We start from the raw sequence: 13,023 nt of genomic DNA, 5'->3' as shown, positions 1-13,023 counted from the left end.
CCGAAAACTGACGAGAATCACCGTGACACGCGTGCCCGACAGCTTTACCGATGGGTCTCCAGAACAACAGCGAACACCCTTGTCAATTCATATTGGTGTGGCTCTAAAAGCGCCGTCATCCACGGTTGAGCACTTCGATGCCGTCATCCCTTCCTGCCATGATTGGGACTATGACCTCGTCACCTCAAAGACACCGCAGCTCCCCGCAGCTGCAACTGGCCCTACTGGCCGGACGGACAGCTGCAACGGTCTCCCGCATAGCGGGGAAGGGCTCAGGAGCGTCCATCCGAGGTCGGGTGGCAATGAAACTGGCCCCCAGGGCCTTGCCCGAACTCTTGGCGGGACGTCGCATCGCAAGCGTCACCGGGACCAACGGCAAGACCACGACGACCCACTTCCTCACTGCCGCAGTGCGGGCCGGGACCTCCGACAGTCAGCGGTCCGTCGTCACCAACGCTGACGGTGCAAACCTGCATCACGGCATCGTCTCAGCTCTGGGACAAGCTCCTGACGCCACTATCGCGGTGCTGGAGACCGACGAACGAGTCGTCGCTGATGTCGTAGCAATGGGCTCCCCGGAGGTGCTGGTGCTGCTCAACTTCAGCCGCGACCAGCTTGACCGCAATCACGAGCTGACTTTCCTGGGTCGTGATTGGCGGGTGGCCCTCGAGAAGGCAGCCGAACGCGGACCGACAGTGGTTGCTAATGCCTGCGACCCACTCATCGTGTGGGTGTGTCAAAAAGCTCGTCACGTCATTTGGGTAGATACCAAGCCCCGCTGGACAGCCGACGCGACGCTGTGCCCCAACTGTGGTGCCGTCCTTACCCATAGCGATCAAGGCTGGGACTGTCCTGGATGCGAATTACAGCAGCCAGCCGCTGATTGGTGGGTAGAAGACCACGACGCCGTTGAGGCTTCGGGACGGCGCTTCCACCTTGACGTCCAAGTGCCGGGATCTTTCAACCTCACCAACGCTACTTGTGCTCTCGCAGCGGCTATCCATATGGGTATCCAGCCTGAGGACGCCTTGCGTGGGATCGCCACAGTGAAATCCCCCGCTGGCCGCTACGCTACCTGCACCATCAGTGGCACTCGCTGCCGTCTACTGCTGTCAAAGAATCCCGCCGGCTGGACAGAATCTCTGCCGCTGACGACCTCAGATCCACTGGTGCTGGCCATTGACGCAGTGGCCGCCGACGGCAAAGACGTCTCGTGGCTATGGGATGTTGACTACGAACAGCTAGCCGGAAGAACCGTCATCTGTGCTGGGCCGCGTGCCCTTGACCTGGCCGTCAGATTGCAATACGCCGAGGTGAAGCACATCGTCATTGAGGACCTCTCTCAGGCCCTCTCCTCCCCGCTCCTGGCCGGAAAGTGGGACGCCGAACACCCTATTGACGTGCTGTCAACCTATACACCTTTCCAGAAACTGCGCCGACTCGGAGGACTGGCATGAACATCGACCGTCCCAAGATCGTCCTGCTGTACCAGTCCCTGTTGGGCATCTACGGCGACCACGGCAATGCCGTCGTCCTCACTAAACGACTGCAATGGCGTGGCATCGACGCCGAGCTCCTCATCGTCGAGCCTGGTCAGCCTGTGCCCACCGACGGGGCCGTTTACCTGCTGGGGGGCGGAGAAGACACCGCCCAGATCACCGCCGTACAAGAGCTCGAAGCTGATGGCGGGCTGTTCACCGCCCTCGACGACGGCGCAATGCTTTTTGCAGTGTGCGCCGGCTACCAGATCTGCGGAAAGTCCTTCACCATTGGGGCCCGTAATGAGGTCATCAAAGGGCTAGGGCTCCTCGACGCTGAAACTCGACGTGGCCCAGAGCGTGCCGTCGGGGAGGTGCTGCACATCTGGACTCAATCCGACAGCAATACCTATCCCATTACCGGTTTCGAAAATCATGGCGGCTGGACCGAACTCGGTTCCGACGCCAAACCGCTTGCTGCCGTAGAGATTGGCTGGGGCAATGGCAACCGTCGTGACGAAGGGGCTGTGCAAGGTCGCGTCATCGGCACGTATCCTCACGGACCAGTACTGGTACGCAACCCGCAGCTAGCCGACCACGTGCTTGAAATGGCTCTAGGACGCCGTTTAGAGCCCCTCGATATACCGGAGATGGCGGCGCTGCGACAGCGTCGGATCGAGGCTGTGCGAACCGATCGGTCATGAGCTTGTCACTTCGATTTTGCATCGTGACCGAAGTCCGCTAATGTTATCTCTTGTCGGCGCTGCTAGCTCAATTGGCAGAGCAGCTGACTCTTAATCAGCGGGTTCAGGGTTCGAGTCCCTGGCGGCGCACCGAAGTGAAAGTCGTTTTGCCACTAGAAGTGGCAAAACGACTTTTTCATATCCTCTACAGCCAATCCCGACCAGCAGCATACGGTTCTGAACTGATCACCTGCACGATTATTCACCCCATTGATGAAATACTGTGCAGACATGCTGGGGAGGCAGTGTAGGGTGCTGCCTAAAGTTGTGACCTGTCGCACCTGCAGAAAGTCGCTGATGCGCACGTGATGTCGCTGCCGACATCGCTGTATCAAGGAGGAAGAAGTCACATGATGCACTACACACACTCCCGCCGAGCCTTTATCCAGGGCTCTGTCGGAGCACTGGCGCTCAGTGCCTTAGCAGCCTGCTCTAGCGGGGACTCGAAGGGCTCGGAATCCAACAAACCCGCAGCCAAAGAGGGAGACTTCACCGGTGAGGGCCCGATCAGCTGGGTCCAGGGCAAAGACCTCTCCGGTGGCATGGTCCAGAAGCGACTCGACGAGTGGAACGCAAAGTACCCCAAGGAAAAAGTCTCCCTCATTGAGCTGTCCTCGGAGGCTGATCAGCAACGCCAGTCACTCATCAACGCTGCCCAGACGAACTCTGCGGCTTACGACGTCATCGGCCTTGATCTGGTGTGGGTAGCCGAGTTCGCCGCTAACCGTTGGATCGTCGAAATCCCGTCAGACACAAAACCCGTCGGCGTCATCGACTCGGTGTGGGAAACCGGGTCCTACCGCGGCAAACAGTACGCCGTCCCGTACACCACTGACGCACCGATTATGTACTACCGCAAAGACTTCCTTGAACAAGCCAAGGTTGAGATCCCCAAAACCTGGGAAGACGTTAAAAAGGCCACCGAAGCCGTCCGCAAGCTTCCCGGTATGCAGAACATCGGCGGCTTTGGTGGTCAATGGGCCAAATACGAGGGGCTGACCTGCAACATCGCCGAGTTCATCAACACCTGCGGTGGTGCGATCGTCGACGACTCAGGCAAGGTGACCGTCGACTCTCCGGAGTCCATCAAAGGCATCCAGACAGCCATCGACGCCTTCAAATCCAAACTCATCCCGACCGCTGCTCTGGAGTGGAAGGAAGAGGACAGCCGCAATGGCTTCGAGTCTGGCAAAGTCCTCTTCCTACGTAACTGGCCTTACCAATACGGCAACGATCTTAAGGAACTCGGCCCCGACAAGTTCGGTCTTGCCCCGTTGCCGTCCATTGATGGCAAGGCCTACACGCCGGCCCTGGGCGGCCACAACTGCGCTATCACTACTAACTGCAAGAACAAGGCCACAGCCCTTAAGTTTGTCAAGTGGTGGACCAGCAAGGAGTCTGAGCAGTACAACCTCGAGAAGCAGTCCAACGCCCCCATCTACGGCGAGCTGTACACCAAGGACGAGAACGTCAAGAAGCTCCCGTATCTGCCAACTTTGAAAGCCTCCCTCGACGCTGCTAAGGGGCGTCCGCACGCTGTCGCCTATGGTGACGTCACTGCGGCCATCCAGGATGCCATCTACCCAGCTCTGCAGGGCAAGACTGATGCCGAAAGCGCGGCCAAGCAACTGGCCGAGAAGCTGAAGACGATCATCAAGAACTGACTGTCATTCGACCACATGGACACGGCGGGGCGGGTCACCTACCCCGCCGTACCTATGGATCTTGCTCGCACCACCCGGCCAACAGCGCCAGGGAACAAGGAGCTTTACCATGACCACTGCAACAGTGGAACAGACCAACAAAAGGTCTTCGCGGGCCAAGTCCCAAGAACGTCTAGCCCTAGCACTCATCGCACCTACCCTTATCGTCTTGACGATTGTTATCGTCATCCCCGTCATTCAGTCGGTGAAGCAAACCCTCTACGGCCAGCCCGGGCTGGATCCAGAAACCGGATTCGTCAACGAGACCGAGCCGTTCGTCGGGATGAAGAACTTCGCCGACATTTTCACCGGCTCCGGGGAGAGATTCTGGACCGCCTTCTGGAACACCACCTTGTTCGGTGTCGTTACGGTCGTGCTCGAGACCATCCTCGGCGTCATCATGGCGCTCATCATGCACCGGGCGATGGCCGGACGTGGCATCGTCCGAGCCGCCATTCTGGTTCCTTGGGCTATTCCCACCGCCGTCTCAGCCATTTTGTGGGGCTGGATCTTTAACCAGAATGGTGTGGCGAATGCCATCATCGGCACGCATATCATGTGGGCCTCGGGCAATTGGACGGCCAAGTGGTCGATCATCATTGCCGACGTTTGGAAGACGGCTCCGTACATCGGTCTATTGACACTTGCCGGTCTGCAAGTGATTCCGACTGAGGTTTACGAAGCGGCCAAGGTGGATGGTGCCAATGCGTGGAAGAGATTCGTCTCCATCACTTTGCCCTTGGTTAAACCGGCACTGGTCGTCGCCGTGTTGTTCCGGGCCCTTGATGCTCTGCGTATGTTCGACCTGCCGTTTATTCTCGTGGGGCCGCGTATGAAGTCAGTTGAGACACTGTCCATGCTGGTCCAGGATGAGGCTTCTAACCTGCGGTACGGCGCTGCTGCTGCGTACGCGATCATCCTGTTCCTCTACGTGTTCATCATCGCATTCGCGTTCATCAAGATCCTCGGAGCTGACCTCGTCGGCGACGAACACAAATACAAGAAGATGAAAGCCACCACCTTCGTCTCTGGTGGACGTCCGGGTGGACGTCGTGCCCGGCAGAAAGCCAATGCTGTACAAGCCGCAGCTAGCAAGGAGGCGGCGTCATGAGCACCGTAACTGCAACTGCGCCGGGGACCTTCGACCAGGAGACCCATCACAAGAAAAACACCTGGGCCAAGGTGCTGCCGATCATCGGCATCGTCCTCATCGTCATCTACTGCCTGGCGCCGTTCTACTGGATACTGGTGTCCTCGCTGCGTCCCGACTCGGAGATCTTCGACAATACCTGGTGGCCAGCCCATCCGTCGATGGAGAATTACCAGGCAGTCTTCCAGCCGAGCAACAACTTTCTGCGCGGCTTGCTGAACTCCCTCATTGTCTCCGTCGCAGTGACGGTCATTGCTCTGCTCATCGCCACCTTCGCGTCTTACGCGCTCGCGCGCCTAGATTTCCGCGGCAAGGGCGGATTCCTCATTCTCATCATCGCGACGTCGATGTTCCCACTGGTGGCCATCATCGTGCCGCTGCTGAAGAATTTCTCGGCATGGCATTGGATTAACACCTACCAGGCCATGATCATCCCGGACCTGTCGTTCTCCCTGCCTCTAGCAGTGTGGAACCTTACGACCTTCTTCAAGCAGATGCCCGACGAGTTGGAGCAGGCGGCCATGATTGACGGCTGCTCCCCGGCTCAGGCTTTTCGCAAGATCATCCTCCCGCTGGCGGCCCCCGGCATCTTCACCACCGCGATCATCGTCTTCATTGGTGCGTGGAACGAGTTCCTCGTCGCCGTCACCATGATCAACGATCCGGAGATGGAGCCCGCCACAGTCTTGCTGTCGAAGTTCACCGGAGCCTCACAGTTCAACTCCCCGTTCGGCTCCCAAATGGCTGCTGGCGTCATCATGACGGTGCCACTAGTCATCATGGTGCTGGTATTCCAGCGTCGCATTGTCGCAGGCCTGGCTGCTGGCGGTATCAAATGATGCGGTAACACAGTGTGGCTCCGGTCCACCATGGGCCGGAGCCACACCTGCTTTGCGCTGTGACCGCTGTTTGCTAGGCGGCACTGTTCTCACGCTCGGCAGCCGCTTGTGCACGCAGCACGGCGGCCTGTTTGAGCATTTTTTCGGCAAGGTTGCTTACCGACGAGTCATCGGTATCGAGCTTGCCGTACTTCTTAGCGTTCTTCTTGCCGAGCTTGGCATTTTTCTTGGCAGCTTTAACGTCTTCCTTACGACGCTGCTTGGCATCTTTACGAACCCGCTTCGCCTGAGAAAGCTGCAGCTTCTCAAGTTTGCGACGAGCGGTAGCGCCGGTAGCGCGACCGACTATCGCGCGCAGCACAATGATGCTGACGACGCCGGCCGCGAGCGCACCTGCGGCCATCGCGATCCGCTGCACGCGCCAGCCATTCTCATCTTTGACTTGGCTCTTGACCTGATCAAACTCACCCTGCACAAAATCACGGGCACGATCAGATGCTTCACGCTTGAGGGTTGCCGGATGCACCTCCTCCACGAGGTTCTCCACCCCGGCTGCCAGGCGAGCACGGGTCGCTGCAATATCCCGCCTGATCTCATCGGCAGTGCGCTCGTCCTTCGCCTTCGACTTGCTATCAGCCATGTGACCCCTCCTGGTGCCGTGTCTGCGCTTTGCGCCGGCGTGGGCGCGGCGCTGGTCTGGCAACAGCCTATATCGTTGAGGTCATGAGCACCCGTCTTCAGCCCGGTAATGCGGCCCCTGATTTTACTCTGCCCGCCGCCAGCGGCGACCACATCACGCTTTCAGACTTCACCGGCAAGCGTGTCATCGTGTACTTCTATCCCGCCGCCATGACGCCCGGATGCACAACCCAGGCTGTCGATTTCACCGCTCATTTGGACGAGTTTGAGGAGGCTGGGTACAAAGTACTGGGGATCTCCCCCGATCCCGTCGCCAAGCTGCAAAAGTTCGTCGCCAAGGAATCGTTGACCCTGACTTTGCTCTCCGATGAGGGCAAAGAGGTTATGAAAGCCTACGGGGCCTACGGATCCAAGAACGTCTATGGTAAAGAGATCGTCGGGGTCATTCGCTCCACCTTCGTCGTCGACGTTGCTGAGGACGGTTCGTGCAAAGTCACCGAAGCCCAGTACAATGTTCGAGCCAAGGGTCATGTCGACAAGCTCTGCAAGGAGCTTAAAATCGACTGTTGATTCGGGAATGCTCGAGGGCCTTGGCGGCCCAGGGGCGGTAGCGTCCCTATGCCGGAGTGGTGGAATTGGTAGACACGCAGGATTTAGGTTCCTGTGCCTTGTGGTGTGAGGGTTCGAGTCCCTTCTCCGGCACCGCAGCAAGGTCTGTGACCGTCGCCCGGGCAGATCGCTCGGTCCAGTTGAGGGGGCAAGTGCCTCCAAAGGATCATCGCTTAGTGAAGCAGCTGGGCAGCCCTCTGGTACGCGATGGCTTCCCGAATATGCTCGGCAGCATCAGCCCAGGCGTCGCGCTGGGGAGAGGCTGTCAGCCTCGAAGCATTCCGCCATCTACCAGTTTCCGGTGCCACGCCGAGCAGTCACCGTGAATGTTGCGGCTCACCACTCCCCACCCTTTCCCGAGCACGGACTCAAACTGGCCGAAGCAAGTGTACGAGCGAGGTGGTGTCGTCAACCTCGGTGTGACACTTGAGGGTACGATTCACGCATCGGCCCCCTTGCCGTATACTGAGGCCAGTTTCTAGTCGTGGGGGTTTGCATGAACTGCTCGTTTAACCGTCGTCAACGATCATGGCTTGCCGCAATGGTTTCCGGTATGACCGTGATCACTTTCGTGCCAGCCGCCGTTGCCCACGCATCAGAAACCCAACTACCTGAGGAGTCGTCGTCCTCGAGCGCTCCTTCCTCCAGCGATCACGCAATGGGGTCTCAGATCAAAAAGCATGAGCACGAAACTGCGGTGACCAATCGGGTGCAGAGCTTGACGATAGATACCGAACCTGAGGGAATGGACGTCTCGAGCCATGATGGGAACGTTGACTGGCCAGCGAAGGTTTCTTCGGGGATGTCATTTGCATGGGTGAAAGCCACCGAGGGAACGTCATATCAAAACCCGTTCTACGCATCCCAGTACAACGGGTCCCAGAGCGCCGGTCTGATCCGGGGTGCCTATCACTTTGCCTTGCCATCGAACTCGTCTGGGCAGGCCCAGGCGACGTATTTCTCCGATCATGGCGGCGGATGGTCGGAGGACGGCTACACCCTGCCCGGGGTCGTGGACCTGGAGTACAACCCGTACGGCGAGAATGCCTGCTATGGGTTGAGTCAGACCGCGATGGCCTCATGGATCCGTGATTTCGTGTCCACCTATCAAGAACGGTGGGACAGGGCTCCCATGATTTACACGTCCACGAGTTGGTGGAACATGTGTGTGGGGTCAGCAGCCTCGGACATCACGGCTGTCGCACCGTTATGGATCGCCCGATACTCCTCCACCGTAGGGGAATTACCGTCGGGATGGGACGCATGGACAATGTGGCAGTACTCGAATACCGGTTACGACCATGACCGGATGGCCGGAACCCGCGAAGACCTCGAGAAATTCGCAACCAACGAAACTGCGACGCCACGTCACTAGCCCCTGCCGATGAAAAAGACTCATCTCAAGAATGACATGACGACGACTTCGATAGAGACTTATTCTGGCAACACCAAGCGCCTACCCAGCAACAGGAAGGACGATCAGCGGAGCTGAGATAAACGACGAATGCCTTGCCGCCGAAGGTAACACACCTTGGTATGCCACTATTTAGCAATCTGTAATCTTGGATCAGAGTCGCCATGGCAGCGCCAATTGATCTGACCCTGCACTTCTTCTTTACTGGAGTCACACATCGACGCTAAGAATCGTGTCCGTAGAGCCGCATCCACCGGCACACCTCGCTGAAACAGTGCGAACCATCAAGAGTGAGAATATAAGGACAATCCTGTAATAACGAAAGCACACCACCACAGCCATGAACAGCATGATCACTGAAGTAATGCCCATGCTGAGAATAAATGGGCATTACTGTTCTTGAGCCTGATTCCAATAATACTGAGAGCCAGCCCAGCAAAAGGAAACACTACTAACGGCAGCGGATGCGTTGCCACCTTCACGCCGCTAAACGATACATGATCCGCAAACAAGAAAAACTCAATCAAAAACATGAGCACGCTCGTAAAAGTCGCCATGGCGACGCCAATAATGGCTCCGATGACCAGGCCATTGAGGGGTGCGGCGGTATTGCTCTTCGAGTGTGTTCTCATGGGTGGTCATTGTGGCTCCTTTTTGGTGGTGGTGTGGGAGTCGCAGGCGTCTCCGAATACCGTCGCAGCCAGAGTCAGTTTATTCCGGGTTGGCCACCGTGAGGCAGCCGTTCCAGCCATCAACCACGCTATTGCTAACATTGACAGGCATAATCACAACCTAATTTCATGTCCCCAAGATGAAGATTTCGATATATCAAGAATCGAGGAAAAAAATCAAGCTAAGGCTTGCTGTAATATAAAACCAGGCGATCACCGAGGCGATCACCGATACGAACACAGCCACCACTGTTACGCAACTCATCCGAATGATGTCAGTCCCGTTATTATGCAGGATATTGGCCCTGACTGTGCCGAGCATCCACCCAACCACAGGGAAAACAATCAGTGGGGCACGTATATGATAACAGCTTTGCCGCTAAAAATTGCATCTCTGGGTATATAATTACGCCATGCAATAAAATGCTCATGAATCGTCATGATTAACCCGGTAAGAGTTGCCATCACGGCACCTATAATCCTGATTTTGCGTTTCTTTATTGCAGGATTTTCGCAAGCGCCAACTGTTCTCCCCCACAGCCCGGCAAGCCACCCGGCCACAGGGAAAACAACCGACATCAAATAGTTGCCCTGTACAGACATGAAAAAGTTTCCCCGTACACCCCAGAGCAAGAATACGAGCGCCCAGAGGGCTCCGACGATGGTGCCGGTGGTCAGGCCGTTGAGGGGTGCGTGGCGGTATTGCTGTTCGTGTGTGTTTTTGTGGGTGGTCATCGTGGTGTCCTGGTGGTGTGGGGGTCGCAGGCGTCTCCGATGCCGTTGTGGTCGGTGTCGGTTTGGTCTTGGTTGGCTATGGTGGGGCAGTTGTCTTGTGTATCGGGTACGCCGTCGCCGTCTCGGGTGACCTGGATTGGGAAGGTGAGGGTGTCAGTGGTGCCGGTGGTATCGGTGATGCGCAGGTGTGCCTGGTATGTTCCGATTCGGGTGAGGGTGCGAGTGATCTCAGGCGTGGTGGTATCGATTTCGTAGTGTCGGTCACCGTCTAAGTCCCATTGCCAGCGGCGGATATGGCCAAAGGCTGTATACGACGAGGACGCGTCTAGGCTCAACGGGTTACCCCGGCGCACCTGGCTTTGCCCGATCACCGCGGCACGCATCCGCACCCCCGGCACCGAGGCCACCTGCGCAACACTCTCAGACAAGCTCGCACTCCTGACCGTTCTCGACAGGAGCGCATCATGGACCAACCCAGCAATCTTCTCATGACCGACCACATTCGGATGGTACCAATTCTTTTCATCTTGACTTGGCTCTGACAATATGACGCCATTTCCATTATATGAGTAGCCAGCGGTCTCAAAGACGGCGTTGATCCAACGTTGCGGATTCTGGTCACCGTTATGAACCAGCGGTTCGGGTTCGTGGGTGTTGAACAGGCTGGTGGTGGGGGTGTAGGTCACTTTGAGGGCATGGGTTTTGTTCCAGGCCTTGACTGTGGCGGTTTGTTTGGTGCGGAATTCGTCCTCGGCGGCCCGCACCCGAGTAGACGGCACGTCGCTTCCCGGGGCATCACGGTCCGCCCGGATGAGGTAGGGGTATCCGATCAGGATGACCCGTGTGTGAGCCGGATCGGCCAGCCGCTGCTGAATATGCGACAACAACGTCGTCGTTTTCGTCATCGTGGCATCAATCTTCTTGCGTGACGCATCAACAGAGCCGCCACATTCGGCTGCTGACCACACTCTTTCAATGAAGCAGTTTTCGACGACGCTGGTGAAGTCTAGGTCGTTGCCTCCGGCGGTCATGAGGACCACATGTGTGTGGGGATCCATTCCGTCGGCCTGACTGACAATAGTGTGGTCCCCGGTAGTGATTTGGGCGCCACTCCAGGCCCGCACATCAGTCTGAAACGTGGTATCGTCCCCGAACTCCCGATTCAACCGGCGCGTAAGCACCGAACCATAATTCTTAGGGCTGCGATACGACCCATCAGCCGGATACCCATCAACCAAGGTTCCGTTGCCTGCCGAGTAGGAGTCTCCCAGCACAGTCATCTTCACCAACCGGCGAGGCGGCACCCACCCATCAACCGTGACCGCCCGAGCCGGATTAGCACCAATAGTGTCCAACGACTGCAAACCCCGCAACACCGGAACCGCCTGCACCGTCGCCATCATCGTCCACGCGGGACTAACGACATTACTTGGGAACGAGCCGTCAACCTGCTGCTGACCGGCCAGCCACGCCTGACCCTTGACAGCCTGGTCTTTGTGGTTCGCGTCACCGGCCCGATACAAACCCGGTGCCACTCGCGTCGTCGCACGCACATTCGCACCGTGGTCTGGCCAACCCCACCCATCTGTCTGACGATCGGCATCCAACCGTTTGACAAGCGCCGCCTTGACAGCCGTAATCCCCTCCTGACCGTATGCTGTAGACACCACATGCGACAGGGCGGCGAGCATAAGACCATCAGTACTCGGATAATTCCGCCCGGGACGCGCCGAGACATAGTCGGTGATCGACTTGAATAGCTTCTGCGGGATCGGTTTGCCCAGCCGCTCCAACGCGATCATGTCCAACGCCTGATGAAACGGGCGCTCCTTGAGTGCCGAATCCGGCAACGACGTCACCGGCTTAGCGTAATCAGTTCCCCCATAGGTGGTCGGCTCGCCAGCTGCCAGCAAGGTGATCGTCACCTTCGCACACCCACCCACATTCTTAGAAGTGCAATACGACGGCCCCTTAGCCTTAATATCTTTCTTGATCATGCCGAAAAGCTTCGCATCGGTCTTGCCGGCAGAAATCAACGCCAGCGCCCCGTCCAACTCCGGACCCAAATCACCCTTCGTCAGATCAGCACTATGCCCGTTAATGTAGTCGGCTGCCTTACCGGCCTGGGCAGCGTAATCGGCGGGTTTCGGCCCACCCGCTGCTAGAGCCGGGACAGGCACCCCCCACCGTGCCAGTCACCACCGCAGCCACCACCAGCGAGCCCAACACTCGCCTACGTTTCGTTGTTGCTGCTTCTATCATCTTGTCCCTCCACGGAAACGTCCCGAGGGGACTCCACAGACAACACAGACGTTCACGCGTCGATGCCGACCCCGTAACCCGCAACGGAACCCCACACCACCCCCACGTGACCTGGTACCCCGACTCCCACACCACACAGGCATGGTCACGGTTACGCGACAGTGCCGGACTCCCACCAGCTTCCCCACACCACCTAGGCATCAACCCACCCATTAGGCTAACGGCGAACACTATACACCCTCCTCACAGGAAAGGTTAAGCCTCTCCGGTAAGCGCCCCCACCCGGGGATGTAAAATTACTGACACAAATGGTCAGCTATAAAAGGTGACAGACAATGGCGTTCGGATCCTTCGACAACCAGATCACCCATCGCGGCTACGTCACAAAGCAGATGTACCAGATCTGGTCGGAACGATCGACGGTTCAAAGCTGGTTCGACGTCGAGGCTGCCCAGACGCGAGTCCAGAGTGCCATCGGGCATGATCCCGGCCGGAACCGGTGCCCAAATCACCGGCCAGGCCAAAACCACCGACACCGTGTCGATGACGACATCCGCCAGTGAGTTCACTACGGAGCCACCACCCTCGGCATGAGGTTCGCCCGCTTGGCAGTCGACCTCGAGCGCTCCCGCGACGGCCTCACCGAGCAGGAATGCCATCCCTCGCATCCTGGCAACCGTCGACAGAGCAGGACCGAACCTACGACCTGCTATAGGAATATTCGGCCACATACTGGAGCCGATATCACGGAATAATAAAAACCCCGAGTTCGTCAAACAG

13 protein-coding genes and 2 tRNA genes are annotated in these 13,023 nt (G+C 57.8%); 9 read left to right on the top strand and 6 right to left on the bottom strand.

All coding sequences use genetic code 11. The features are described from left to right. Positions 1-302: 302 nt before the first annotated feature. From ACOYO3_RS03745 to ACOYO3_RS03720, 6 genes are all read left to right on the top strand, one after another. Positions 303-1,457 carry a Mur ligase family protein gene (locus ACOYO3_RS03745; RefSeq protein ID WP_002524840.1) on the top strand — a complete coding sequence of 385 codons (1,155 nt, stop codon included), beginning with the start codon at positions 303-305 and terminating at the stop codon, positions 1,455-1,457. Continuing rightward, on the top strand, positions 1,454-2,182 hold the full coding sequence (locus ACOYO3_RS03740; RefSeq protein ID WP_002524841.1) for a type 1 glutamine amidotransferase: 729 nt from the start codon (positions 1,454-1,456) through the stop codon (positions 2,180-2,182). Before ACOYO3_RS03745 ends, ACOYO3_RS03740 begins: the two co-directional genes overlap by 4 nt. Positions 2,183-2,238: 56 nt before the next feature. Then, positions 2,239-2,311 (top strand) — tRNA-Lys (locus ACOYO3_RS03735). 260 nt (positions 2,312-2,571) lie between these two features. Then, a complete protein-coding gene (locus tag ACOYO3_RS03730; RefSeq protein ID WP_002524842.1) occupies positions 2,572-3,885 on the top strand; it encodes an ABC transporter substrate-binding protein in 1,314 nt (437 codons plus the stop codon). 109 nt (positions 3,886-3,994) lie between these two features. Next, the gene (locus ACOYO3_RS03725) at positions 3,995-5,035 is read left to right on the top strand and encodes a carbohydrate ABC transporter permease (protein WP_002529576.1); all 1,041 of its coding nucleotides are present in this window, start codon (positions 3,995-3,997) and stop codon (positions 5,033-5,035) included. Beyond that, positions 5,032-5,913, top strand: a complete 882-nt coding sequence (locus ACOYO3_RS03720) for a carbohydrate ABC transporter permease (RefSeq protein ID WP_002524844.1) — start codon at positions 5,032-5,034, stop codon at positions 5,911-5,913. Before ACOYO3_RS03725 ends, ACOYO3_RS03720 begins: the two co-directional genes overlap by 4 nt. A gap of 73 nt (positions 5,914-5,986) precedes the next feature. Here the strand turns inward: ACOYO3_RS03720 and ACOYO3_RS03715 are convergent, their stop codons facing one another. Next, positions 5,987-6,553: a DUF3618 domain-containing protein gene (locus ACOYO3_RS03715; RefSeq protein ID WP_002524845.1), complete on the bottom strand. Its 567-nt coding sequence runs from the start codon at positions 6,551-6,553 to the stop codon at positions 5,987-5,989. A gap of 83 nt (positions 6,554-6,636) precedes the next feature. Between ACOYO3_RS03715 and bcp the strand changes: the two genes are divergently transcribed. Continuing rightward, positions 6,637-7,122, top strand: a complete 486-nt coding sequence (bcp, locus tag ACOYO3_RS03710; protein ID WP_002524846.1) for a thioredoxin-dependent thiol peroxidase — start codon at positions 6,637-6,639, stop codon at positions 7,120-7,122. A gap of 50 nt (positions 7,123-7,172) precedes the next feature. Then, positions 7,173-7,254: transfer RNA gene (locus ACOYO3_RS03705), tRNA-Leu, on the top strand. A gap of 80 nt (positions 7,255-7,334) precedes the next feature. Here ACOYO3_RS03705 and ACOYO3_RS03700 read toward each other — a convergent pair. Continuing rightward, entirely contained in the window at positions 7,335-7,469 is a 135-nt protein-coding gene (locus ACOYO3_RS03700; RefSeq protein WP_002525669.1) for a hypothetical protein, read from the bottom strand. A gap of 233 nt (positions 7,470-7,702) precedes the next feature. Here ACOYO3_RS03700 and ACOYO3_RS03695 point away from each other — a divergent pair, with 233 nt between their 5' ends. Continuing rightward, positions 7,703-8,536, top strand: a complete 834-nt coding sequence (locus ACOYO3_RS03695) for a lysozyme (protein WP_002524849.1) — start codon at positions 7,703-7,705, stop codon at positions 8,534-8,536. A 392-nt stretch (positions 8,537-8,928) separates the two neighbouring features. Here ACOYO3_RS03695 and ACOYO3_RS03690 read toward each other — a convergent pair whose 3' ends face one another. From ACOYO3_RS03690 to ACOYO3_RS03675, 4 genes are all read right to left on the bottom strand, one after another. Continuing rightward, entirely contained in the window at positions 8,929-9,207 is a 279-nt protein-coding gene (locus ACOYO3_RS03690; RefSeq protein WP_002524850.1) for a hypothetical protein, read from the bottom strand. 384 nt (positions 9,208-9,591) lie between these two features. Further along, entirely contained in the window at positions 9,592-9,981 is a 390-nt protein-coding gene (locus ACOYO3_RS03685; protein WP_002546375.1) for a hypothetical protein, read from the bottom strand. Further along, positions 9,978-12,161: a PKD domain-containing protein gene (locus ACOYO3_RS03680; RefSeq protein ID WP_002545417.1), complete on the bottom strand. Its 2,184-nt coding sequence runs from the start codon at positions 12,159-12,161 to the stop codon at positions 9,978-9,980. Before ACOYO3_RS03680 ends, ACOYO3_RS03685 begins: the two co-directional genes overlap by 4 nt. A 378-nt stretch (positions 12,162-12,539) precedes the next feature. Next, on the bottom strand, positions 12,540-12,902 hold the full coding sequence (locus tag ACOYO3_RS03675) for a hypothetical protein (RefSeq protein ID WP_002525899.1): 363 nt from the start codon (positions 12,900-12,902) through the stop codon (positions 12,540-12,542). Positions 12,903-13,023: the final 121 nt, after the last annotated feature.

The organism is Cutibacterium sp. KBN10P07758 (genome assembly GCF_050286205.1).
Classification (GTDB): Bacteria; Actinomycetota; Actinomycetes; order Propionibacteriales; family Propionibacteriaceae; genus Cutibacterium; species Cutibacterium acnes.
Note: the sequence above shows the minus strand (reverse complement) of the source record. Positions and strands in the feature narration are given on the sequence as shown.